Genomic DNA, 21,296 nt, shown 5'->3' with positions numbered 1-21,296 from the left:
CGGCAGGTCTGACCACAAACGATAGCAAAGCTAAGTATTCGGGGATGCACACGCTAAGGCATTTCTATGCCTCCTGGTGCATCAATCCCAAAGACCAGGGAGGACAGGGGCTGCCGCCAAAGGTGGTTCAGGAGCGTATGGGCCATTCCTCGATCACAATGACGATGGATCGCTATGGGCACCTTTTCCCGCGTGGAGATGATCTTGAGGCGATAGCAGATGCTGAAAACGCGCTAATGGCCTAGACGCGACATAAACGCGACATATATCTAATTAAGTTAATAAAAACAATGTAAAAAGGCGGACTGAAAATCCGCGTGTCGGTGGTTCAAATCCGCCCCTGGGCACCACTCTTTTCAATGACTTAGCGGCTTTGCGGCCGGAACAGGCGGACGTATTTTCCAGTCCGTTTTCCACTTTTTGTTCCCGACTCGTACTTCTGCATCGCTGATCGGGTCAGCTCGGGACTACGTGCGGTGTAGGTATCAAGGATGCGTTCCACGTCCTTGATCGAGTGTCCGGTGATCGTCGCAACCTCTTGCGGCGTGAGGCCGTGCACAACGGTTCGGGTGACAAACGTGCCGCGCGCATCGTGGAACGTCTTTCCCGCAATCCCTGCTTTGCGCTTGGCTCTATCGAACATCGTTCGATAGCCGCTTTCGGTCCAGGGCTGGCCGTTCTGGTCGGTCAGAATGGTCATGGCCGTTCGCGGCAAGCGATCAATCAGCGCCCGCAACTCAGCGACTAGGAGTGCCAGCAGATCGTCCTGCCGTTGCCCGGTATCCATGGCCAGCGCACGTCCGCTATTGGCACTTAGCGGACCTCACGCCGTTTCACCAGAGAGTGCCGCGTCGGTGTCTCAGCTCAATCACGGCATCCGGCAAAGAACCAGAGTGATCGGGAGCGGTGGACTACAATTAGGACAATAAGTAATACGAAGGATGAGGCCTGTTGGCTGATCATTAATCGAGAAGATCCGCGTTTCGTTCGACTGTCAACATTGTGCCCGCAGCAGACGTTCCACGCAGAACTTGCGGTTCAAGCCTAGAAAAACTTACGCTTGCGGCGTGGATTTGGCGCCCTCTGTACCCAATGGGCCACTGGGCAGCGCCCCCTCGCTCGTGCTCTAATGCCTTGACTGGGCGCGCGATTCTTGGATCTGCGTCGGCCGCTGTCCTCGGCGGTCAAATTTAGGGGGAAATCAAGATGTCGGCGATGCAGCCTATTTCGAGGCCGGGGAGACTCTGCGCCTGATGTCGGGTGGATTTGGTCTTGAGAGGATCGGGCTGGTCGCACTGCGCTTCCCGCGCGCCACCCTTCTGCTGGTTGCCTTGATCACTCTGCCGCTCGCCTATGCCGCGACGAAGGTCGGTTTCTCGAGCGACATCCGCGAAATCTTCCGGTCCGGAACCGCCGACTATGCCAGGTTCCAATTGGTTGAGGAGCAATACCCCGACAGTGGACAAGATGTCCTGCTGCTAGTCCGTTCCGATGACCTCTTCACGGTCGAGAATCTCGAACGGTTGCGCGATCTCCATCTGGAATTGAGCTTTGCCGTGGGGGTCCGCGACGTTGTGTCGATGTTCTCCGCGCGCCACCCGCCGGACGAGGCAGGGGGCGCCGAGCCGCTCCTCCCCGTCAAGCTCACGCAGAAGGAATTGCCGGACGTCAAAGAGGCGATCCAGCATCACCCGCTTGTGGCGGAAAAGCTGTTGTCGCCCGATGCGACGACAACGCTCTTCGTCATCGCGATGGAGCCGTATCCCGATATCGAGGACCTGCGGGTTGTCGCTGGTGATTTGCGGAGCGTCACGAAGAGCATGCTCGAAGGGACCGACATGACGGTCCAATACTCGGGTCTTTCCTTCCTGCGCCTCGAGATCGTTTCGTCGCTCATGGCGGACCAGATGATGTTCATTACCGCCGGCTTCCTGATCATCCTGCTCATCTCTTGGCTATTCTTTCATAGTGCCACCTATGTCTGCATTGCGGCGTTTCCAGCCGTCATCGCGGTGATTTGGCTGGGTGGCATTACGGGGCTGCGAGGAACGGAAGTGGACGTCATGAGCGGCGTCGTACCCGCGCTCGTTCTCGTTCTCGTCGTCGCAAGCTCGCTTCACCTGTTGTTCAAGGTAAGACGCGAGCTCGGCCAGGGCGCCGACGCCCACGAAGCCATTTCTCGGTCTGTTCGCGAGATCGGCCCCGCTTGTGTGCTCGCGTCCCTGACGACCGCGATCGCGCTGTTTTCGCTGACCCTTGTCCCGCTCAAGATCGTAGCGGGCTTCGGCTTGACTGCGGCGATCGGCACCGCGATCGCATTCCTCGTCACCATCACCGTCGTGCCGTCTCTGGCCTATCTGCTCCTCAGCCGTATTCAGTCGAAAAAGACTCTAGGGCGAAAAGTCGATTTTGCGTTCGGCACCGCGAGCCGCTTTTGCCATCGTCTAGGGCACTTCACGTTGGTCCGGCCTCGCATCGTCCTCGCCTGCGGCCTCACTCTCGGGCTCGTCGCCGGGTTGCTTTATTCCATGATTAGCCCGCGCTATCAGTACCGGGAGTATCTGCCGGAGCGCAGTCCGGCCCACCTAGCCATGAATGCGATTGATGACCGGCTCGCCGGCACAGAGACGGTGCTCGTTCACATTCAGTGGCCGCCGGGCATGGAGATCGATACGCCCGAGAGTGCCGACCTGGTGAAAAAGGTCCACACGATCGTCGAGGGCTTGCCCCTGGTGCGCAGTGTGACCTCGCTCTACAGCATTCAAAGTTGGGCTGTTGCCGGCCAACTCACGCAGGACAAGTTTTTCGACCTTTTGCAAGAAGCTAAGACTCCGCTCGTCGAGCGGATCGTATCCATCGACGACAACTCGACGCTCGTGACGGGGTATTTTCCAGGGACCGATGCCGCTGACCTTCTCCCTGTTGTGAAGCGGCTGGAGAGCGAGCTCGATCAGTTGCGGGCCGCTAATCCGGGGGTGGTCTTTACCGCCACGAGCCTTGCGGTTCTGTCCGCGAAGGCCAGCTACGAGATGATTGCTCAACTGAACCGCAGTCTTCTCCTGGCGATTGTGCTCAACATCATGCTTGTCGGGCTGGTCTTCCGGTCGGTTCGCGCGGGGCTCTATTGCATATTGCCCAATCTTCTCCCAATCTTTGTAGTGGGCGGGTTCCTCTATATTTCGGGGCTGGGACTCCAGTTCACCAGCGTCGTCGCCTTCACGATCGGATTCGGCATCGCCGTCGACAACACGATCCATATCCTGAACTACTATGGTTTGATGCGATCCCATGGCCGGGACGTTAATCCGGCCCTCGAAGAGACAATCACGACGATTGGTCCGGTTCTGGCGGTGGGAACTATCGTTCTCATCTCCGGATTCGCCGCGACGCTTCTCAGTCAGTTGCCCAATCTGCGCCTTTTTGGCGAGGTAGCTATCATACTGCTTGCCACAGCCCTGTTAGCGAACCTGCTGATACTCCCCGCAACGATTGCAATCTTGGAAGGTGGTCCGCTAAAGAAGAGTGGGTCGCGGCAGTGATGGCGGGGCGGGGCGTCGCCTCGTCGTGGCTTTGCGGGCATTCAGTGGAGGTTATTAATGCAGGCGATGGTTAACCGGTTGGGGTGCGGGTGTGCGATGGAGTTAGGTCAAGGATTGAGGTGGTTCCCCGGACGCGCTCTGCTTCGGATTGCATTGCTTGCGCCGATGGTGACGCTTGCGCCGAGCAACGCCTTTTCGGCAACCGCCTTGGCGGGCGAGTGGAGCGGAGAGGGCACGGTCACGCAAAACGAAGGCCCGACAGAAAAAATCCGCTGCCGCGTTAGTTACAAGCAGGAAACCTCTAAGGTTTTCGGTGTTATTGCCCAGTGTGCATCGACGTCTAAGAAGATGAAACAGACCGGGGAGCTTCTGGAAGTCCGGCCGGGTGTCTACACGGGCGAGTTTAATATTGCCCAATACGATGTAAGCGGGCGTGTTCGGGTCGTTATTGAAGGCGAAATACAAACAGTAACCTTCAAGAGCCCGAGGGGCGAGGGTGAGGTGACGCTCACGCGGCGCTAGGCGCCGAAAGCGCCACCAGGCGCCATTTCTCTCAAATTTTGCTATTGAGCCGCGCCACTATGACCTTACGGCCTTCATGCGCACCGGCATATCTGCGATCCGCGGCACCGTGATCACATAGCCCCCGATCTCACGCACTTTGGCAGGCGCGTTGACGACTGCACCATCACGCGGTGTTCTCCCCAGCCAAAACTGGTACCATTTAACGCTTCTCACGCCACACTAGAAGGGCGAACGAAGTCGCGACCGCGGTGGATCAAGGCTTTCACGTTGCTTGCGCCTAGGCTCGTTTGCCCAGCTTTGGTCGCAAAATGCCAAGTTTTTTGACCGTGAACGGACATAAACATTAGCAAGACGCCCTGTTCGCATCACTTTTTCAGCAAAACGACAACGAGGGAAATGTCGCGATGTCGCAAAGTTTGGAAGTCACGTCACTGCTTGAGCGTTTCGACATCAATCAAGACGACCTCGCAGCTTTGAAAACGGGCGGCGACGCCATGAAAGCGGCAGGGAAGGTGAACGCTGTCATCGATAGCTGGTACGTATGGCTCGAGAAGCAACCCGAGTTCCCGATCTTTTTCAGTAGTCAAGAGACCGTCGAGCGCGTCAAGCGGCTCCAAACGGTCTACTGGGAGAACTTCTTCAGCGATGAGATCGACCAGGACTATGTCGACTACCGGGTTCATATCGGCCAGATCCACGCCCAGCGGGACCTGTCGAACTTAATCTATTTCGCCGCGATGGCCCGTTTCAACGAGCTCTTCTCCGAGGCGATCCTGTCCTGCGGTTTGCCCGCGAGCGACTTGGACCGAGTTTTTAATGCGTTCAACAAGCTCATCATGCTCGACGCGTTCGTGACGAGCGACCAGGTCGCCCAGTTTGCCAGGCGGCGCGTGATCGAGAGCGGCAAGGCCATGCTCGAAATGTCCACGCCGGTCACTTCGATTTGGGACGGGATTCTCCTGCTGCCCCTGGTTGGCGTCGTCGACTCTCAGCGCACGCAGGACATCATGGACAAGAGCCTATCGCGCATTGCGGAGACGCGGGCCCGCATGTTCGTTATGGATATCAGCGGCGTCGTGACGGTGGACACGGCCGTCGCAAACAACTTCATCCGGATCACACAGGCGACGCGCCTGATGGGCTGTGACTGCATCATTTCTGGAATTTCACCCAATGTGGCGCGCACGCTCGTGGAGCTCGGTGCCAATGTGGGCGAAGTCCGGACCACGGCGACGCTGCGGGATGCCCTTCAACTCGCGCTGGCGACGCTCGAGCCCACGGTGCGCGGCGGACGCGGACAGGGCGAAGGCGCATTGCGCTAGACGCCGGTCCGGCAGGAGGACGCCATGGGAGAATGCCGCCTGGTTATCACTCGTCTGCGTCAGACCCTCGTTGCGACCGTTGAAGGGACCGTCGATGCAGGTGCTTTGTCGACCTTGGTCGACTCCCTCTCCGAGGCGCAGGACGCCCAGCGTGTCGACAGTGTCATTTTCGAAGTCTCAGCCTGTGAGATGATGGACATTGACGAGTTTGCAGCGCTGCAGAAGGCTGTTCGTGCCACCGATTGGCTAGGCATGCGGACGATCGTCGCCGGATTGAGACCGGGGATCGTCGCCTACGTCGTGTCGAGTGGCGTGGACCTCGGGAACCTGCGGGCGGCACTCGACCTGGAATACGCGCTAGAAGCGTTGAGTAGAGAGCATGATGAGCGAGCACCTGAAGCCGACCCAGAAGACGACGCAGAAACTGAGTCCCAATCGGACGGTCCTGGCGAGGTTCGATATTCAGACGGAGGCTGACCTTCACATCGCCGTGCTGCATGTCCAACGGCATGAGCGACTCGCGGAAACGTTTGGGGCGACCGGCGTTGCCATGCTCGCCACCGTCGCATCGGAGCTGGGTCGCAATATTCTCAAATATGGTGACGCGAAGGGCTATCTCTTGGTGACATGGATCGAGGGTAGTCCCCAGACGGCGCCCGGGCTCGAAATCAAGGCCATCGACTACGGTCCAGGTTTTGCGGACAAGGAGCAGGCGTTGACCGACCATTACTCGACGTCCGGAACGCTCGGTCTCGGGCTGCCGGGCGTCGCCCGGATCATGGACGCGCTCACAATCGACTCCGAACAGGGCTCGGGGTCGGTTGTGACATCAACAATGTGGATTCAGCGGCGTGACAAAAAACATTGAGCTTGGCGAGTATGTCCGGCCCCACGACGGCGAAACGCTGTCGGGCGATGTTGTTCTGACTCAGCAAGAGAATGGCGGTGTCTTCGCGGCGGTCATCGATGTATTGGGCCACGGCTCGGAGGCACACGAGGTCGGCGTGCGTTTGCGCGATGGGCTCTCGGCCTGGGCCGCCGCCTCTACGGTGCCGGACCCCGAGTGCGCGATCGCCACGCTCCATGATACAGCGAAGGGAACGCGCGGCGCCGTCGCCGCCGTCGCCTGGCTCGATTTCGGCACGCTCGAGGGGTGGGTCGCGGGGGTGGGCAATGCCCGCTGCCGGATTTTCAGCGACAAGACCAAGACGCTGGAATTCAGCGACGGCGTTCTTGGTCAGCGTGTTCGCACGACGCGGCCGCAAGCGCTAAGCCTTAAGCCGGCGGACGTGGTGCTCCTTTTTTCCGATGGCGTGACGAGCCGCTTCGGGCCCCGCGACTATCCTAGTCTCGGCCTGGACCCCGCGCCCACGATCGCGCTCAATGTCGTTCGGCGGTTCGGCAAATGTCTCGACGACGCGTCCTGTGCGGTGATCCGATGCAAATAGCGAAGATCGGTTCATTGTCGGTCAAGGGCGATCGCGCCGTTCTAGCGCTGCGCCGCAAGCTGTTCGCCATCGCGGAGACCGTCGGCATCGGCGATGTTCGCTGCATCCGTCTTGCCTCCGCCGCCTCCGATCACGCAAAGGCTTTGGCCAAGAAGGGCACCATCGATGTCAATGTGGAGATCGATGGGTCGGGTCTAGAACAAGAGCTCTGCGTAGAACTACTTGGCGATGTCCAGGCTGACGGCCGCATGCTCGGTTTGGGCTTTGAACGGGTCGAGCCTTTCGTGCACGGCGAGCGTCACGGCTGGCGCGGATATTGCCGCATGGGGCAACAGGCGGGCAGCCGCGAAGCACAGCTTGGAAAATGCCGGGAGATTCTCCTCGAACAGAGCGTCGAAGAATTAATCGAAGCGCTACATGTCAGCAACGAGGAGGCCCAGGCCGCGAAGGAACTTGCCGAAGAGGCGACCCGGCTAAAGTCCGACTTTCTGGCCAATATGAGCCACGAAATCCGCACACCGATGAATGCCATTATCGGCCTGTCCCAGATCGCCCTGAAATCGGAGATGCCGCCGCGGCAACGCGATCACCTCGTGAAGATAAAGAGTTCCGGACAGCATCTGCTGGGCATTATCAACGACATTTTGGACTTTTCGAAAATCGAAGCGGGCAAGCTCTCCATCGAGAACATTCCGTTTGCGTTGGAGGGCGTGCTCGAAAATGTCGGCAACCTGATCTCCGAGAAGGCCGCCGCGCAGGGGCTCGAGCTGATCTTCGACATCGATCCGCAGATTTCAACTGGCCTTGAAGGGGATCCGCTGCGGCTGGGACAGGTTCTGATCAATTTCTGCAACAATGCCGTCAAATTCACCGAAGAGGGCGAGGTTCTAATCCGCGCGCGGGTTCTGGAGGACAACGCGGACGATCAACTCGTCGAGTTCTCCTGCACCGATACCGGCATCGGCTTGACCGAGCCACAAATGGCCCGTCTGTTCCAGGCGTTCGAGCAGGCTGATGCGTCGACGACGCGCAAATACGGCGGTACGGGTTTGGGCCTTGCGATTTCCAAACGGCTCGCCGAGGCGATGGGTGGACAGATCGGCGCCAAGAGCGAGTATGGCAAAGGAAGTACGTTCTGGTTTACGTCCCGATTGAAAAAGGCCGAGGCGCAGAAGCGGGTCTTGCGCAAGGATCTCGAGGGGACCCGCGCCCTCGTTGTTGACGACAACGCCTCCGCGCGAACGGTACTTTCCGGTCTCTTGAACGCGATGTCGATGCAGGTGGATGACGTTCCGTCAGGTCGCGAAGCCATCGAGATGGTGAATCAGGCGGCGGCGCGCGGAGAGTCCTACGACATCGTGTTCATCGATTGGCTTATGCCCGACCTCGACGGAATCCAGACATCGAAGCAAATCCTGGCGCTAGAGAATGTGCGCGCCCCCCGTCTTGTGATGGTGACGGCTCATGGTCGCGAGGATGTTCTGGCGAGCGCCGAGAGTTCCGGCATGGACACCGTTCTCGTCAAGCCCGTGACCTCGTCGACGCTGCTCGACACGACACTCTCCGTCCTCAAGGCAGGTGAGGACCGTGGAGACATAGTCCCGCAGCACGGCGATCAAGCTGTGGACTTAGAGCATTTGCGGGGGATCCGCGTTCTCCTGGTTGAGGACAACGAGATCAACCAAGAGGTTGCGCTCGGCCAACTCGAAGACGCCGAAGCCGAGGTCGACGTCGCCGACAATGGCGAGATCGCGGTGAGGATGGTGGGCGAGAAGCAGTATGACATCGTGCTCATGGACATGCAGATGCCGGTTATGGACGGTATCGAAGCAACCCGCACGATTCGCTCGGATCCGCGCTTCGCACAATTGCCTATCGTTGCTATGACGGCCAACGCCATGGCGGCGGACCGAGACAGGTGTCTTGAGGCGGGAATGAACGACCATATCCCGAAGCCGATCGATCCGGATCAGTTGTTTGGTGCGTTAACCCGCTGGGTCGTGCGATAACGAACGGAGTTTGAGGGACGACGATGCAACTACTGAACGCAGTACTCGAAGGTGCCGGGATCGATACATCCGCCGGCCTCAAGATCGTGGGGGGCAAGGAGGAGCGCTACGCGAGAATTTTGCTGAAATTCGCCGACAAGCAAGCTGGCACGGTCGAGGAAATTCGGACAATGCTCGCGGCTGGCGATAACGCGACGGCGGAGCGCGCGGCGCATTCGCTCAAAGGCTCTGCCGCGACGCTTGGTATCAACGCACTTGCGGACCGCGCGGGGGAGACCGAGACAGCGATCAAGCAGGGGCAGGGCATCTACGAGGCCGTCGAAGCGCTGTCGGGTGCGCTGCGCACAGTCGTGTCGGCCATTCAAGATGCAGTCGCCGAATAATGGTTAACAGCAAGAAACTGGTTCTCATTGTCGACGACACGCCGACCAACATCACGGTGGTATCGGGCGTGTTGAAAGACTATTGCCGCACCAAAGTCGCGACCAATGGCGAGAAGGCTCTTGCGATCTCAGGGGGGGGCGACAAGCCGGACCTCATTCTCCTCGATGTCATGATGCCGGGCATGGACGGCTATGAGGTCTGCCGCCGGTTGAAAGCCGACCCGGTGACCGCGGATATTCCCGTGATCTTTCTGACCGCGAAGACGGAATCGGGCGACGAAGAACTTGGTTTCGAAGTCGGCGCGGTCGACTACATCCACAAGCCGTTCTCTGCCCCGGTCGTCCTCGCGCGTGTGAAGACTCAGCTTGCCCTGCAGGAAGCGTTGCGGGAAGCACAGGAAGCACAAGCGGAGGCCGACCAGCTTCTTCACGCGTTACTGCCGGAAAAGGCGGCCGATGAGATTCGCAGTTTCGGCACAGTGATTCCGCGGCGCTATGAGAATGTCGCCGTGCTGTTCTGCGATGTCACCAATTTCACCGCCTATTGCGACAAGCACGAACCCGAAGACGTCATCTCGCGCTTGGACGCGCTCTTCGTGATTTTCGAACGCATCGCCGAGCAGCATGGGCTTGAGAAGATCAAGACGATCGGCGACGGCTTCATGGCCGCAGCGAACTTGTTGCGAGAGGTCGAGGACCCGATAGGCGCGGCGGTGCGCTGCGGCCTCGAGATGGCAACGACATTGACCGACGCTCAACTGGACTGGGAGGTCCGCGTGGGGGTTCACGCAGGCCCGGTGGTGGCCGGTGTTGTGGGGCAGGAACGCTATCAATTCGACATTTGGGGCGACACTGTGAACACAGCCGCCCGCATGATGGGCATGGTCGAGCCGGGCAGCGTTGCCGCCGCCGAGGAAGTCTGGAACCAGGTCAGCGCCGACTTCGACGGCGAGCCGTTGGGCAACCTCGAGATCAAAGGCAAGGGACCGGTCGCCGTCTATTGCCTGCGCCAAAGTAAGAATTGAAGCCCCCGACGGGCGGCGTTGAAGTCCACAATATGCGCGTATAGTGCGCCGCGGCAATCACGTTGCGCCGGCGGGCCGAACGCCATTCGCCTTTAGTTTGGCCTGCCAAATTTGCGTGTTGCCCAAAATGAACAGCACGTTGTTCTCGGGGCCGCCGAAGGTGAAGTTGAACACGCTCGGCGCATGAATTTCGCCCAGAAGGTCGCCGTCGGGCGAGAAGACCTGCACGCCCGTCGCCGACGACGTGTAGATCCTCCCCTTCGTATCCAGTTTGATGCCGTCAGGGCAGCCGGGCGAGACCGTGGCGAAGAGCCGGCCGCCACGCAAGTGTCGGCCCTTGTGCACGTCGAACGCGCGGATGTGGTGTGGAAGATCCACGAAATAGGTGCCGGGCGCCTGATTGGCGCCGGTGTCGGTGATGTAGAGCACGCTCTCGTCAGGCGAGAACGCAAGCCCGTTCGGCTTGTTAAACGAGTCCGCCACCACAGCTGTCTCGACCGTAGCCGGGTCATGGCGGTATACAAAAGCGCCGAGCTTGGCCGACGGTTTGAAACCTTGGAGTTCGCCGTAATTAGGATCGGTGAACCAGACGGTTCCGTCCGACTTCACCACGACATCGTTCGGTGAGTTGAGCGGAAGGCCGCGCCACTGATCGACCACGGTCTCCAACGCATGGGTCTTGAGGATCATACGGCTGATCCGCGCCCGCTGATCTAGCGTGCCTTGTTCGCAGATCAAGAGCCGTCCCTTTTGGTCCAGGCACATGCCGTTCGCCATGTTCGATGGCTGGCGCACAATTTTGAGCTGTCCGGCCTCGAATGGGAATTTGTCGCCCTTCAAAGCCAGGCGCATGATCGCGATTTTTCTGGGCCCGGGCTCCGGCACAGTCGTGAAATAGAGCGCATGTTCGGCGGCGACATAGACCGGCCCTTCATGGGCGTTGGTCTCGATCAAAACGGCGCGCTGGAACTTATTGCCGAGAACTTTCCGGAATTCATCTCTCACGATGGCAAAATTGTTGCTGTCTTCCTTGCCGTCTTCGTCGGACATGTCAGACCTCCGTTCGAGCCTTGCGAGTAAGACTAGCGCATTCCTCTATAACAGCGGTTCCACAATCTTGCTTAGCCCAAGACCAAGCGCGCGTTGACCCTCGGGGTCCAGGTGCACACCGTCGACGGCGCTGACCTTCACGACTTCGCTCGCGTCGAAAAAGGCGGTACCGAAGCGATCGGCGACGGTCCGGTAGGTGGCGGCCAGCCCCCGGGACGTGCCTTGGCCGCCTGAATACATCAGCGCCATTTCGGAGCTCAGCGACCCGAGAGGCGGCGGCGCGATCAAGACCATTTTCGGCGCGGAGCTGCCGGGCCCAACCTGGCTCGCGGAGACCGCGCGGACCATCGCCATGCAGTCCATAGCGATCCGGCCTGCGTCCAGCCCATAGAAGGGGGCACTGTCATTCGTCCCCAGCATGACCGCGACCACGTCGAGGGGCGCATGGCTTTCCAGAATCGGCGGCAGCATCGCCATGCCATCGCGATAAGGACGCGAGGGGTCGTCTGTCGCGATCGTTCTGCCGCTCAGGGCTTCCTCGATGACGTGGGCGCGTCCTTGCAACGCGGCCTCGAGCGCGCGGGGCCAGCGATCCTCGGGCGGAAACCGTGTTCCATCTTTGGGGTTGTAGCCCCAGGTGATCGAGTCGCCGAAGCATAGGATGGATTTCGTCACGCAGTCTCTCCTCGGTCCGTTGGTGCCGCGCGAAGCGGCTTCGGTCGGTTGATCGTCACTGTGCGGCCGGGACCACACGCCAAATGGTATTACCCACGTCGTCTGCCACGAGGAGCGCCCCCGTCCCGTCTTCAGCCACTCCCACGGGCCGTCCATAGGCCTTGTCGTCCTTGCTGAGAAAACCGGTGAGAATGTCTTCCGGCGTTCCGGACGGGGTCCCGTTTTGGAACGGCACGAACACGACCTTGTAGCCGCTTGGTGGGCTGCGATTCCAGGAGCCGTGCTGCCCGACAAAGGCGCCGCCCCGGTAACGTTCGGGGAACAATGCGCCGCTGTAAAAGGCAAGCCCGAGCGAGGCCGTATGGGGCCCGAGGGCGTAGTCGGGCACGATGGCCGTCTTCACGAGGTCAGGACGCGGAGGTTTGACTCGCGCGTCCACGTGATCCCCGTAATAGCTGTAAGGCCAGCCGTAGAAGCCGTTCTCCTTGACCGAGGTCAAATAGTCGGGAACGAGATCGCTGCCAAGTTCGTCCCGTTCGTTGACCGTGGTCCAGAGTTTCCCACTGTCCGGATGAAACGCGAGCCCGACAGGATTGCGCAGGCCCGATGCGAACAGGCGCGAGGTCCCGCTCGGAAGGTCGATCGCGTGAATAGCGGCCCGGCCTTCCTCGATATCCATGCCGCGCTCGCCGATATTACTGATGGAGCCGACCGAGGCATAGAGCGTCGCGCCATCGGGGCTGGCGACGATGTTCTTGACCCAGTGGATATTGATCGGGCCGGCCGGGAGTTCCGCGACCGGCTGGCCCTTTTCGGTGATCTGCGTGGCCCCACTGGTATAGGGAAACCGGACGATGCCGTCCGTATTGGCTACATATAAGCTGTTCCCCACCAGCGCCATGCCAAAAGGCGAGTTGAGGCCTGAGAGAAATTCCGAACGGGTCTCGGCCACGCCGTCGCCGTCCGCGTCGCGCAGAAGAGTGAGTCTGTTTGGGCTGGCAACCCCGGCTCCCGCCCACCACATACCGAGCTTCATAACCCGGCCTAAAATACCGTCCGTCAATCCGGGCTGAGGCGGCGCCGCTGTCTCAGCGACAAGGACGTCGTCGTTGGGGAGCACGTAGATCATCCGCGGATGGTTCAGGTTTGAGGCGAAGGCATTTACAGCCAATCCGTCCACGGCCTTCGGGGCCTTTCCGTGGGGCCAGCCCGTTGCTTCCGCGATCACGACGGTCGGAAACATCGTCCGCACGGGTGGCGGTAGTTCGGGCTCGGGCCCGGTGCCCGCTTCCACGGACAGCGTGGCTTCCTCGCCGCAGCCCGCCAGCGCAAAGCAAATCAGGGCGGCAAACGATCCTGCGATCAAACGGTTGTGCATTGATCTTCAATCCTGACGCTCATCGAATTTGGCCAATTCTGGGCTAATGCCGTCTCCCGGCGGTCAAATTGGTGTGAAATAGAGCCTAAGTTCCTTTAGCGTATGTATTTTTCATGGCTCCGCCGTGACATTGCGGCCTTTCCGCCTATGTGTTCGCAAGGACGCGTGAGATAATGAGGTACGCCCGAAGCCGAGTTCGCGAGTCACCACTCACGCGCGGGCATCGGAAGCCAGCCTCCTGAGACACACAGAATGCCGCAGAGAAACGAAAGCGCCAAGCACGAGGCCGCAGAGCGCAAGGACGCCGCGGCGGCTTCCTCGGACTTGGCCCCAAAACATGAGACGGGAACGGCGCCGGCGCGGGGTTCCTCCATGCGCGTCGCAAGAATTCTATTCACCGGCCTAGTGGTGCTCTCCCTGGCTGCGTTCGCCTATCATTATATGGTCGCACCCCAAGGGACGCAGCTGGCTGCCGTGCAGGGTGGGCCGCCCCCGGCGCCCGCGGTCACGGTTGCCGTACCGCTCGTCGAAACGCTGCGGGAATGGAGCGACTTCACGGGTCAATTCGAGGCGCAGGACTCAGTTGAAATTCGGGCGCGCGTGAGCGGCTATCTGGAATCGGTAAATTTCGACGACGGCCAGCTGGTGGAGAAGGGCGACCTTCTATTCATCATCGAGCCCCGTCCGTTCGAGATCGCTCTGGACTCGGCTAAAGCCCAATTGGCCCAAGCCGAAGCCGAGCTCGAACTCGCCAAGGTGCAGCTGGAGCGCACCGCCGAGCTTCGTAAGAAGGACTTTGCGTCCGTCCAGTCCTTCGATGAACGCGCTGCCGAGGTAAAGAACGCTAACGCGGCCCGAGACAAAGCCCGCGCCGATGTGGATCGGGCGCAGCTGAACCTGGATTACACGCGCGTGCTGGCGCCGGTCTCCGGCCGTGTGGGTCGCCACGAAGTCAGCATCGGTAACCTCGTGGTTGGCGGGCCTGGCGAGACCACGCTGCTAACCACGATCGTCTCGCTCGATCCCATCTGGCTAAGGTTCAATGTCAGCGAAGGGGACGCCATGACTTATAAGAGACTCATCCAGAAGGGCGAGCTCGAGTCGGCGCGGACCGGGAGTGTTTCGGTGCAAGGTCAGCTCATTGACGAAACGGACTGGCCGCTCAAGGGCAATATCGACTTCGTCGACAATCAGTTTAATCGGACCACCGGCACGATCCGTGTCCGGGCAACCTTCCCCAACCCGGAGCTGTTCATTTCGCCCGGACAGTTCGGCCGCGTTCGCGTGCCGATGTCCCAGGAAAAACCCACAATGCTTGTGCCAGACGCTTCCGTGGTCACGGACCAGTCGACAAAGCTGCTGTTCACGGTGAAAGAGGACGGAACGGTTGCGCCGAAACCTGTTGAGCTCGGCGCGGTGACGGACGGAGGCTTGCGCATCGTGCGTACAGGAATCACTCCTGATGATAAGGTCATCATCAACGGGTTGTTGCGGGCGCGGCCCGGTCAGAAAGTCACGCCGCAACCGGGCGAGGTCAAACCTCAGGCACGACAGACTGCAACTCAGCGATGAAGCTCTCGCACTTCTTCATCGACCGCCCCATCTTCGCGGCGGTCATCTCGATCATGATAACGCTGATCGGCGGCGTGGCCTATTTCAGCCTGCCTGTCGCGCAGTATCCTGATATCGCGCCGCCTTCGATTCAGGTGACGGCTCAGTATCCGGGTGCGTCCGCCGAGATTGTCGCCAATACGGTCGCTACGCCGATCGAGCAGGAAGTCAACGGCGTTGACGACATGATCTACATGACGTCTCAGTCGACCGGCGACGGTTCGATGTCGCTGACCGTGACCTTCAAGCTGGGCACGGATCTCGACACGGCGCAGGTGCTCGTCCAGAACCGTGTCGCGATCGCGACGCCCAGACTTCCCGAAGAAGTGCGCTCCCTCGGCGTGCAAGTCGCGAAGCGGTCTCCAGACCTTATGATGGTAATCCACCTAAGCTCGCCCGACGACAGCCGCGATCTGCTCTATGTTTCCAACTACGCAACCCTGCATGTGAAAGATGTGCTGTCCCGCATCGATGGCGTCGGGAATGTCACGATATTCGGCGCGCGCGATTACTCTATGCGCATTTGGCTCGATCCAGACAAGCTGGCCGCGCGCAATCTCACCGCGGGCGACGTGCTCAATGCACTGCGCGGGCAGAACGTGCAGGTCGCAGCGGGTGTGATCAATCAACCGCCGGTGCCCCAGCCAGGTGCTTTTCAGCTCAATGTCGAGACGCAAGGGCGTCTGACCTCGCCCGAAGACTTCGGCAACATTATCGTCAAAGCTGAGGACGAGGGGCGCGTTGTCCGGGTGCGCGATGTGGCGCGCGTCGAACTCGGCGCCGCCGACTACAACCGCAATGGCTATCTAGACGGACGTGTGGCGATACCTATGGGCATCTTCCAGCGTCCAGGGTCGAATGCGCTTGCGACGGCTGCCGAGGTGGAAGCGGCGATGGAGGAACTGGCAAAGTCGTTCCCTAGCGGGCTACGCTACGACATCGTTTACAATCCGACGGTCTTCATCTCCGACTCGATCGAGGCCGTGCTGATTACGATGTTCGAGGCCGTGATCCTGGTGGTGGTGGTCATTATCGTTTTTCTGCAGAGCTGGCGTGCCTCGCTCATTCCGATCGTCGCTATCCCGATCTCGCTGGTCGGCACGTTTGCCGTCCTTGCTGCGCTCGGCTACTCACTCAATAATCTCTCCCTGTTCGGTCTAGTGCTCGCTATCGGCATCGTGGTCGATGACGCTATCGTCGTGGTGGAGAATGTCGAGCGCAATATCCGCGAAGGCCACAGCCCACGGGAGGCGGCCTATCGGACGATGGAAGAGGTCGGCACCGCCCTGATCGCCATGACACTTGTCGTCTGCGCGGTGTTCATCCCGACCGTGTTCCTGAGCGGCATTCTGGGACAGTTCTTCCGTCAGTTCGCTGTCACTATCGCCACCGCCACGCTAATCTCGCTCATCGTCTCGCTGACCTTGAGCCCGGCGCTTTGCGCGATGCTCTTCACGGAGCATGACAAACAGGAGAAGAAGACCCTGGTCGGACGCGGGCTCGACCGCGCATTTGGCTTGTTCAATACCGGGTTCGATTGGGTGGCCGAGAAGTATGGTGCGCTTACGGCCCGCCTTTTGCGTATCTCCGGGGTTATGCTGACAGTTTACGCGGGGCTCATCGGGCTCACCATCTACCAGTTCCGGGCGGCACCCACGGGCTTCATCCCCGATCAAGATCTCGGCTATCTGATCAACATCATCCAGTTGCCGCCGGGTGCGGCGTTGTCGCGGACCGACCAAGTCGCCCTTCAGGTAACGAAGATCGCGCTCGAAACGCCGGGCGTGGCCCATGCCGTCCCGATTGTCGGTCTGGATGGCGCGACTTTCACGACGGCGCCCAATTCGGCCGTCGTTTTTACGCCACTTGAGCCCTTCGGGGAACGCGCTAAGAAAGGGCTGAGTGCCGCCGTCATATCGGGTGCGCTGAACCAGGGCTTTGGCGCGGTCGAGGATGCGTTCGTGCTGAGCATCTCGCCGCCGCCGGTTCGCGGTATTGGTACTACCGGCGGGTTCAAGATGGAGGTGCAGGACACGAAGGGTGCGCCCCTTTATCAGCTTGCCGAGATCGCGCAATCCCTTATGGGCGCGGCCAATCAAGACCCCGGCCTCTCGCGCGTTTTCACGACCTTCAACACGAGCACGCCTAGCGTCTATGCGGATATCGACCGGGTGCGCGCCGAAATGCTCGGCGTGAGCGCGGACGATATCTTCCAGACGCTGGAAGTCTATCTAGGCTCTCAATATGTGAACGACTTCAACTTCCTCGGCCGGACCTACCGAGTCACAGCGCAGGCAGACGGAAAGTACCGTCAGGATCTGCATGCCATCTCGCAGCTCAAAGCGCGCAATGCACAGGGCGAGATGGTGCCGCTCGGTTCGGTTGCCGCGTTCCGCGACATAACCGGTCCTTATCGGGTCGAGCACTTCAATCTTTTCTCTGCCGCGGCGATTCAAGGCGCGACGAGGCCCGGCTATTCGAGCGGCTATGGTCTAGAGGCTATGGAGAGGCTGGCGGAGCAGGTTCTGCCCGATGGCTATTCTTTCCAGTGGACAGAGCTCGCCTATCAAGAGAAGCGGGCGGGCGACACGGCGATCTTTGTCTTCGCAGCGGCGGTCGTATTCGTGTTTCTGCTGCTGGCCGCGCAGTACGAGAGTTGGGGTTTGCCGCTCGCTGTAATCCTGATCGTGCCCATGTGTTTGCTCGCCGCCGTCACCGGACTCATGCTGCGCGGTATGGACGTGAACATTTTGGGTCAAATCGGATTTGTCGTCTTGATTGCCTTGGCCGCGAAGAACGCGATTCTCATCGTGGAATTCGCGCGGCAAAACGAGGAGCACGGTCAGGATCGGTTCAAGGCGGTGGTCGAGGCGGCGCGGGTGCGGCTGCGTCCGATCCTCATGACGGCTCTGGCGTTCATTCTCGGTGTGGTGCCGCTCGTGATTGCCACGGGCGCCGGGTCCGAGATGCGCCAGTCTCTTGGCACGGCCGTGTTCTCCGGCATGTTGGGCGTCACGGCTTTCGGCCTAATCTTCACCCCGATCTTCTATGTCCTGGTGCGAAAGTTCGCGCCGGCCGGGAAGACGCCGGCGGATGAGCGCTCCGAGACGGCCGAATAGGGCGCATCGTGTCCTTGGTCTTGGATCACAGTCCCTCGAGTGCTAGGACCCTGCCACGCCGCTGATCAACGCGGAATCGCCAGACCATCAAAGGCTGTCTGCATGTCCAACGCGGGCAGCGCGAAGCCTACGAACGCAAGGTCGAACCGGCACTGAAGAGCGATGCAGCCGCGCCCGTGCGCAAGGCGCTCCAAGCGCTGACGGATGCCGGCGTGATAAGATATCCCACGGCGGGGTTGAAGAATGTCGCGTTGGCGTGTGTCAGGGCCTATCTCGTTCTTGCGGGCGCGCGCGAGTCGGTGCTAGTCGGCTTCGGGCCGGACGGGAGCTTGCAGAGACTTTTGACGCGGCTCTAACGACAAGCCCAGGGCATCAGGCGGCCGAAGGCCGTCAGTGCAGGATTTAGGACACTGAGAAGAGGGACGATGCCCAAGGCGGCAGACACGAAAGATCAAGATAGTGCCGCTCCTGCGCGCCGGAGCATCCTTGATGTGCTACGCGGCGAGCTTGGCCTGATTTCCGGTGTCATCACCACGGTGCTCTTCTTCACCGTCGGTAAGGAATGGCTGGCGGATTTCAGCAGCCTGACGTGGCTCGGTCTTATGTTCTCGTGGCTGTTCGGCGTCATGATCTGGTGCGCCTTTGGGGTCGTGCGCCACGCGGATGCGCTGGCGGAAATTCTGGGCGAGCCCTATGGCACGCTCATTCTGACCATCTCCGTCATCAGTATCGAAGTTACGATTCTCGCGACCGTAATGCTGGGGAACACGCCCAACCCCACACTGCCGCGCGAGACCATGTTCGCCATTCTCATGATCGTTCTGAACGGCATGGTCGGGACGGTCCTTGCCGTGGGCGGCCTGCGCTATGTCCAACAGCAATACAATCTGCAAGGCGCGCTAGCCTATCTTGCGGTGATTACGCCGCTCGCCTTTATCGCCTTGGTCCTCCCGACCTTCACCGAGTCAACATCTGGACCAACGCTTCAAACGCAGCAGGCGATCGTCTTTGGCACATTGACGGCGCTTCTATATGGAGCGTTTCTCACGATCCAAACGACGCGGCACCGGACCTTTTTCTTGCAGCCCAAGCTTGCTGGCGGGTCCCAGGTGCAAAGCAAGACCGAGGAGCGGCGCCGCGCCGAAACCGAGGGGCAGGCCGACTCGGAAGCGGCCATTCCGGACCTACACCATCATGGCCCCGCGTATTCAGGGTCCGTTCACGCGGTCCTGCTGCTCGCGACGCTGCTGCCGGTGGTTCTTCTCTCGAAGCCGCTGGCGACGCTACTGGACCATGGCATTGAAGAATTAGGCCTGCCAAATGCCCTTGGTGGTGTGGTGATCGCGATGCTGATCCTCTCTCCCGAATGGACCGCGGCGCTCCAATCGGCGATGCGCGATCAGCTGCAGCGTGCCGTCAATCTCAGCCTCGGCAGTGCGCTTTCGACGATTGGTCTGACCGTTCCCGTCATGCTGGCCATCAGCCTCTTCACGGGAACGCCTCTAAATCTGGGGCTCAACTCCGTCGACATCGTTCTGCTCTCTGTCACGCTGTTCGTCTGCCACATCACCTTCTCCGGCGCCCCCACCAATATTCTCTTAGGATTCGTGCATCTGGTACTGTTCGGTACCTATCTGCTCCTGATCTTCAAGCCTTAGCGTTTGGTTTTGGCGTTTGCGTTGCGCGGGCGCTCCGAGGGGTGTGTGCTCGGCAACCAAGAATACGATGCAGGGCGCGGCGGCGGCTTCGTGAGCGACAGGTCCAAGGCACTCAAGGCGACACTGTCGGGTGTCTTTCCGGGTGATTATCTCCTGAGTGACCCGAGCGGCTATTTCGCTCTGAACCTGTATCGGTGCTTTGGCCAGACGCATGAATTCGCCAGGCGATGTCCGCGCGCTAGAGAACAGGCGCGGCCAAGAATCAACCCAACCTGCCTTCAAGATGCGAGTCAAAGTGCACTGCCGGCTCCGCTCTGGCAGTGATTTGAAACGCTGCCTGCCCCGACGGACAGGGCTTAGGATGGTGCGTTCTGTGTAGAGAGTGTCAGGATGGGCCCAGGGCCAGAAGGCTCACTCTCTTGATTAGGATGACACACAGCCAACGGGTAGCGCAATTGAACGGCACGATGATGACCGTACTTTCTTGAGTGCTGTGGGTGCGTCGCCACGGTTCGCGCCCTGGCGGGCTTATGGCGCGGCCGTCCCGGGCGTCTCTGCGGCGCCCGCGCCGTTTGTCTTGCGTTGGCCAGTATTTGCGGCTGTCGGCGCGCGAAGGCTTGCGACCCACGCTGCGAAGCGTCTGCTCAGCACATCGCCGCTCCGGTCCCACCAAGCTTGGTCGAACGGTAAGGCCGTTCGAAAATTGCTAGGCGCCGTTGGCAAAAATCTCTGCATGTCTACGCCGACAACAGGATGCTTGCCAACCCGAGCCAAGGCGGATTTCCGCATCGGTCCGTAAGAGGTGAGCCGCGCCTGAGCGGCCAATTGTTCCGTCGCGGTGGCGAAGCGGATGAAGCGCATCGCCTCGTCTTTGTTTCGCGATGTCTTAGGAATGGCCCAGGCATCGAGATCGTAGATCTGCCCATCCCAAAGGATGTCGATATTGCGGTCGCGGATCGCCGCACGGAACAGCCGTGCGCTATAGCCTGCTGCCATCACCGCACGTCCGCCGGTAACCCAGCTCATCGGCTGGGCCGGCTTGTCCCACAGAAGGATGCTGGCCTTGATCCTGTCGATTGCCGCGAAGGCCCGGTCCGCACCTTCCGGCGTTGCAAGCACGTTGTAGACGTTCCCCGGGGGCACGCCATCGGCCAGCAGTGCGAGTTCGAGGGTGCGTTGTGCGCTGTTGGGGAGCGCGCGTTTGCCGGGATAGCGGGCCGTATCCAAAAGAGCGCCGATGGTCTCCGGCGCGCCGCCGCCGAAGGCCTTTCGGTTGAACGCGATCGCTGTGGACCAGGCCATGGTGGCAACGCCACATTTCGAGACGGCGCCAGGCAGGAAGTCGTCCGCGGCGTTCCCGTTTGCTTTCAGCGCGTCCGCATCGATCGGCGCCAACAGGCCCGCGGCGCACAGCGTCTTAAGTGCGCCGGCAGAAACGTCAACAACGTCCACGGGGGTGTTGGTGTTCGCGATCAATGTCTTCAGCTTCGAGAACTCACCGCCATGGACTTCGGTCGCCAGAACGGTGCCGGTCTTCTTCGCAAAGGGTTCCAG

General features: G+C 60.4%; 18 protein-coding genes. 13 read left to right on the top strand and 5 right to left on the bottom strand.

Translation table 11 applies throughout. The annotated features are described in order from the left end of the window. Positions 1–245: tyrosine-type recombinase/integrase (locus WBQ77_RS10285; RefSeq protein WP_424060120.1), on the top strand; the 245-nt coding region annotated here is incomplete at its 5' end. A gap of 119 nt (positions 246–364) precedes the next feature. On the opposite strand, the gene WBQ77_RS10280 is transcribed toward WBQ77_RS10285, so the two are convergent. Further along, positions 365–787, bottom strand: a complete 423-nt coding sequence (locus tag WBQ77_RS10280; RefSeq protein WP_424060118.1) for a tyrosine-type recombinase/integrase — start codon at positions 785–787, stop codon at positions 365–367. 466 nt (positions 788–1,253) lie between these two features. Between WBQ77_RS10280 and WBQ77_RS10275 the strand changes: the two genes are divergently transcribed. From WBQ77_RS10275 to WBQ77_RS10235, 9 genes are all read left to right on the top strand, one after another. Then, positions 1,254–3,539, top strand: a complete 2,286-nt coding sequence (locus tag WBQ77_RS10275; protein ID WP_424045577.1) for an efflux RND transporter permease subunit — start codon at positions 1,254–1,256, stop codon at positions 3,537–3,539. Positions 3,540–3,653: 114 nt separating this feature from the next. Then, positions 3,654–4,061: a hypothetical protein gene (locus tag WBQ77_RS10270; RefSeq protein WP_424045578.1), complete on the top strand. Its 408-nt coding sequence runs from the start codon at positions 3,654–3,656 to the stop codon at positions 4,059–4,061. Between the two features lie 407 nt (positions 4,062–4,468). Beyond that, the gene (locus tag WBQ77_RS10265) at positions 4,469–5,386 is read left to right on the top strand and encodes a protoglobin domain-containing protein (RefSeq protein WP_424060117.1); all 918 of its coding nucleotides are present in this window, start codon (positions 4,469–4,471) and stop codon (positions 5,384–5,386) included. 24 nt (positions 5,387–5,410) lie between these two features. Next, entirely contained in the window at positions 5,411–5,863 is a 453-nt protein-coding gene (locus WBQ77_RS10260; RefSeq protein ID WP_424060115.1) for an STAS domain-containing protein, read from the top strand. Continuing rightward, positions 5,766–6,254, top strand: coding sequence for an ATP-binding protein (locus WBQ77_RS10255; protein ID WP_424060113.1), 489 nt, complete (start codon positions 5,766–5,768; stop codon positions 6,252–6,254). Before WBQ77_RS10260 ends, WBQ77_RS10255 begins: the two co-directional genes overlap by 98 nt. Then, positions 6,238–6,834 (top strand): SpoIIE family protein phosphatase, encoded by a 597-nt coding sequence (locus WBQ77_RS10250; RefSeq protein WP_424042055.1) that lies wholly within the window; start codon positions 6,238–6,240, stop codon positions 6,832–6,834. Before WBQ77_RS10255 ends, WBQ77_RS10250 begins: the two co-directional genes overlap by 17 nt. Then, on the top strand, positions 6,792–8,843 hold the full coding sequence (locus WBQ77_RS10245) for a response regulator (RefSeq protein WP_424042054.1): 2,052 nt from the start codon (positions 6,792–6,794) through the stop codon (positions 8,841–8,843). The genes WBQ77_RS10250 and WBQ77_RS10245 overlap by 43 nt, the downstream gene beginning before the upstream one ends. Positions 8,844–8,866: 23 nt before the next feature. Continuing rightward, entirely contained in the window at positions 8,867–9,226 is a 360-nt protein-coding gene (locus WBQ77_RS10240) for an Hpt domain-containing protein (RefSeq protein ID WP_424042052.1), read from the top strand. Then, the gene (locus WBQ77_RS10235) at positions 9,226–10,251 is read left to right on the top strand and encodes an adenylate/guanylate cyclase domain-containing protein (protein ID WP_424042050.1); all 1,026 of its coding nucleotides are present in this window, start codon (positions 9,226–9,228) and stop codon (positions 10,249–10,251) included. The genes WBQ77_RS10240 and WBQ77_RS10235 overlap by 1 nt, the downstream gene beginning before the upstream one ends. Positions 10,252–10,308: 57 nt before the next feature. On the opposite strand, the gene WBQ77_RS10230 is transcribed toward WBQ77_RS10235, so the two are convergent. The 3 genes from WBQ77_RS10230 to WBQ77_RS10220 are packed head-to-tail and all read right to left on the bottom strand — an operon-like array spanning position 10,309 to position 13,354. Then, positions 10,309–11,301 (bottom strand): SMP-30/gluconolactonase/LRE family protein, encoded by a 993-nt coding sequence (locus WBQ77_RS10230; protein WP_424042049.1) that lies wholly within the window; start codon positions 11,299–11,301, stop codon positions 10,309–10,311. 45 nt (positions 11,302–11,346) lie between these two features. After that, the gene (locus WBQ77_RS10225; RefSeq protein WP_424042047.1) at positions 11,347–11,976 is read right to left on the bottom strand and encodes an SGNH/GDSL hydrolase family protein; all 630 of its coding nucleotides are present in this window, start codon (positions 11,974–11,976) and stop codon (positions 11,347–11,349) included. Between the two features lie 55 nt (positions 11,977–12,031). After that, positions 12,032–13,354, bottom strand: coding sequence for a PQQ-dependent sugar dehydrogenase (locus WBQ77_RS10220; RefSeq protein ID WP_424042045.1), 1,323 nt, complete (start codon positions 13,352–13,354; stop codon positions 12,032–12,034). Between the two features lie 252 nt (positions 13,355–13,606). On the opposite strand from WBQ77_RS10220, the gene WBQ77_RS10215 reads away from it, so the two are divergent. The 3 genes from WBQ77_RS10215 to WBQ77_RS10205 all read left to right on the top strand — a co-directional run bounded on the left by WBQ77_RS10215 (position 13,607) and on the right by WBQ77_RS10205 (position 19,742). Further along, positions 13,607–14,926 carry an efflux RND transporter periplasmic adaptor subunit gene (locus tag WBQ77_RS10215; protein WP_424042044.1) on the top strand — a complete coding sequence of 440 codons (1,320 nt, stop codon included), beginning with the start codon at positions 13,607–13,609 and terminating at the stop codon, positions 14,924–14,926. Beyond that, positions 14,923–18,084 carry an efflux RND transporter permease subunit gene (locus WBQ77_RS10210; RefSeq protein ID WP_424042042.1) on the top strand — a complete coding sequence of 1,054 codons (3,162 nt, stop codon included), beginning with the start codon at positions 14,923–14,925 and terminating at the stop codon, positions 18,082–18,084. Before WBQ77_RS10215 ends, WBQ77_RS10210 begins: the two co-directional genes overlap by 4 nt. 425 nt (positions 18,085–18,509) lie before the next feature. Continuing rightward, positions 18,510–19,742 carry a calcium:proton antiporter gene (locus tag WBQ77_RS10205; protein ID WP_424060112.1) on the top strand — a complete coding sequence of 411 codons (1,233 nt, stop codon included), beginning with the start codon at positions 18,510–18,512 and terminating at the stop codon, positions 19,740–19,742. Between the two features lie 528 nt (positions 19,743–20,270). On the opposite strand, the gene WBQ77_RS10200 is transcribed toward WBQ77_RS10205, so the two are convergent. Next, on the bottom strand, positions 20,271–21,296 hold a 1,026-nt coding region (locus WBQ77_RS10200), incomplete at its 5' end, for an extracellular solute-binding protein (RefSeq protein WP_424060110.1).

The sequence above is a fragment of the Methyloceanibacter sp. genome, assembly GCF_049590335.1.
Taxonomy (GTDB): domain Bacteria; phylum Pseudomonadota; class Alphaproteobacteria; order Rhizobiales; family Methyloligellaceae; genus Methyloceanibacter.
This window is presented reverse-complemented; position numbering and strand designations above follow the sequence as displayed.